The following is a 3,540-nucleotide window of genomic DNA, read 5'->3' as shown; positions in this document are numbered from 1 at the left end:
GTTGATTCGCTCAAAATGTATCGCTAACGATACTAAGTTATTTCAACCTATCGAATGATAGGATTTAATTGACGAGATTGTGGTTCCGTTGATAAACACCAACAAAACTATCTCTATTTCGCTTGGCTTTTGTTCAGTTTTCAAAGAACTCTTCGTCGTTAAAGTAACCAACTGTCACTTGTCGGCGACATTCATTATATTAACACACGATTCAATTCCATGCAATAACTTTCGAGTGTTTTTCTAAAACTCAAAAGATGATTTTTCTTGATATATAGAACAAAAAATAATTTATCACATTTCTTTATTCTACGCAATAACTTATTTTAATAATTGACAATTTTTTTGACTCAGAATTTATAATTTATCACATTACTGTAGTATTTACAAATATATAAATGATAATCGATTTGTTTTTTTGAGTTTATTTAGTTCATACTGTTATTGTATAGAAAAGAGAAGAATCAAACATTTTATCACAAAAAACAATTTTTAAACGACAACATGACAACATATAATAAAACGTTAGCCTCTACACATAATAAATGTTTCATTTTCCAACTAACCAGATTAAGCTAGATGAATTTCACAATATATTCACAGATCATGTGAATACTTTCACAAACTCATGTTATACTTTGTATATAGAGATTTAAAGGAGGCGTTTCCTATGAATGGAAAAGTAAATCGAGTAGTTCTTATTGGAACAGGAGCTGTTGGATGCAGCTACGCTTATTCATTAATTAACCAAGGAGTAGTTGAGGAATTGGTCCTAATAGATGTAAATGAACTACGAGCAGAGGGAGAAGCTATGGATTTAAATCACGGTCTCCCTTTCGCTCCGAGCGCCATGAGAGTATGGAGTGGAACATATAAAGACTGCCAGCCAGCAGACCTAGTTGTCATTAGCGCAGGACTAGCACAAAAACCCGGTGAAACAAGACTTGATTTAGTAGCTAAGAATACGGTCATTTTTAAAGAAATTGTAACTAACGTCATGAAGAGCGGATTCGATGGCATCTTTTTAGTCGCCACAAACCCTGTTGATATTATGACTTACGTTACTTGGAAAACATCCGGCTTACCAAAAGAACGAGTCATTGGATCTGGGACTACTTTAGATTCCGCTAGATTGCGCTATATGTTAGGAGACTATTTTGAAATTGACGCTCGCAACATTCATGCCTATATCATTGGTGAACACGGCGATACAGAACTTCCCGTTTGGAGTCATACTACAATCGGAGTGGAGAAACTTGACACTATTATAAATAGAAACGGCAGCTACAATACAAACGACCTTGAAAGAATATTTGAAAATGTGCGAGATGCAGCCTATCATATCATTGATCGAAAAGGAGCTACTTTTTACGGAATAGGAATGTCATTAGTTCGAATAACAAGAGCTATCTTGCAAAATGAAAACAGCATACTTCCTGTTTCTGTATACCTTGAAGGTGAATACGGACACTCCGATGTCTATATAGGAGCACCTGCGATCCTTAACCGAAATGGAATTAGACAGGTTATAGAAATAGAATTAACCGAAAAAGAGAAACAACAATTTGATCATTCAGTAGAAGTTCTTCGTCAATCAATGGCTCCTAGTTTAAAGATCCTTTGATTAAATATTTGTTTTAAATAACGTGATCTGCTCACCTCAAAAATGAGAGCCTCCCCTAATTTGGGAGGCTCTCGTCTATTTAGCTTGAAAGCTTATCATTATTTTCCTTTTGATCTTCTTTGTATTCATGCTCCCAATAATCCGCATTCTTAATATTAAGTTTCTTCGGATCAAATACAGGATCGATCCCTTGTTTCTTTTGCGCTTCATAATCTTTCAAAACACGCAAAGCAGGCTTGGCAAGGATTAAAATCGCTATTAAATTCAGCCACACCATTAAACCTAACCCAACATCTCCAAACGCCCATGCTAGATCCGCTTCTCTCACTGCACCAAAGAATACAGCTAATAGTAAGACTACTTTTAAAAGAAACATTCCCAATTTATTAAATTTGCCGCGAATCAAATAAGCAATATTCGTTTCCGCCATGTAATAGTAAGCCATAATCGTAGTGAACGCAAAGAAGAATAATGCAACCGCAACAAATGACGCCCCAAAGCCTGGAAGAACTGACTCAATAGCAGCTTGAGTGTACCCTGCTCCAGCTGGTATCTCACTAATATAATTAACAATAAAGCCCCCACTTGGGCTTTCCACATTATACATACCTGTAAATAGAATCATAAACGCAGTAGCCGAGCAGACAAGTAGTGTATCAATATAAACAGAAAATGATTGAACTAACCCCTGCTTAGCTGGGTGTGATACTTCCGCAGCAGCGGCGGCATGAGGACCCGTTCCTTGCCCTGCTTCATTTGAGTAAATTCCACGTTTCACACCCCATGATATAGCGAGACCAATAATTCCACCAAAGGCTGCATCAGCACCAAACGCGCTACTAAAAATCAATCCGATAACAGCTGGTAATCCAGTAATATTAACTAACACAATGATAAGCGATAGTAATATATACGCTACCGCCATAAATGGAACAACATATTGCGCTACGCTTGCAATCCGTTTTACTCCACCAAAGATAATAATACCAATCACTACAATTAAAATAAGACCTGTAACAGACGTACTGACTGAAAATGCATTTTCAACAGCAACAGCAATTGAATTAGCTTGAATTCCAGGCATTAATAAACTCATTGCAAGTATCGTAGCAACCGAGAAAATTACAGCATACCATTTCCAACCTATTCCTTTTTCAATATAATAAGCTGGTCCACCACGATATTGACCATTTTGCTTCTCTTTGTACATTTGAGCAAGTGTTGATTCAATAAAAGCACTAGAAGCTCCGATAAAAGCAATTGTCCACATCCAAAAGACCGCTCCAGGCCCACCAAAGGCAATCGCAGTCGCTGTACCAGCTATATTACCGGTTCCGACACGCCCTGAAAGTGCAATGGCAAGCGCTTGAAATGATGAAATACCTGCTGAAGAGCTTTTCCCACTAAACGTAAGTTTCACCATATCCTTTAGGTGTCTAACTTGCAAAAAACGAGTAAGAATGGAAAATAATAACCCTACTCCAAGACAGAAAATAATCATCGGTGTACTCCAAAGAACATCGTTAAGCCAATTGACAATCTGCTCCAAATAAATCCCCCCCTACGATTTTCAATATTTTTTTAAATATTATTTCTTATTCGAATTATAGTTTAATCGCTATCTGATGGCAACAAAGAAAAAACGGAATAAACAAAAAAATAATTCGTCATTATTCGCATTCTCCTTTTTTGTTTACGTTTTCATCTTTAGAACGTTCGTTAAGGAAGGCGATGCGACTGAGTATGAGAGATCTCCGTCTCTAGAACAAATGAAATTTCACTTAAAAGGAGTAAATATAGGTTTAGAAATCTTATCTTATAAATAAAAGACCACTCAAAATAAAATGTACCCTATAGAGTAGACACTTTGAAAAAAGGACTACTTTATAGGGTTCTTTTTTGTATACTTAATTCAT

2 protein-coding genes are annotated in these 3,540 nt (G+C 36.4%); one reads left to right on the top strand and one right to left on the bottom strand.

What is annotated here, in order from left to right; genetic code table 11:
- Nucleotides 1–670: 670 nt before the first annotated feature.
- Nucleotides 671–1,624, top strand: coding sequence for an L-lactate dehydrogenase (locus SLH51_RS24310; RefSeq protein WP_335964171.1), 954 nt, complete (start codon nt 671–673; stop codon nt 1,622–1,624).
- 79 nt (nt 1,625–1,703) lie between these two features.
- Here the strand turns inward: SLH51_RS24310 and SLH51_RS24305 are convergent, their stop codons facing one another.
- The gene (locus SLH51_RS24305) at nt 1,704–3,173 is read right to left on the bottom strand and encodes an alanine/glycine:cation symporter family protein (protein ID WP_390183780.1); all 1,470 of its coding nucleotides are present in this window, start codon (nt 3,171–3,173) and stop codon (nt 1,704–1,706) included.
- Nucleotides 3,174–3,540: the final 367 nt, after the last annotated feature.

It is taken from the genome of Halalkalibacter kiskunsagensis (assembly GCF_037027555.1).
GTDB classification, from domain to species: Bacteria; Bacillota; Bacilli; order Bacillales; family Bacillaceae_D; genus Halalkalibacter; species Halalkalibacter kiskunsagensis.
The sequence above is the reverse complement of the archived record's forward strand: the minus strand, read 5'-3'. Positions and strand labels throughout refer to the sequence as shown.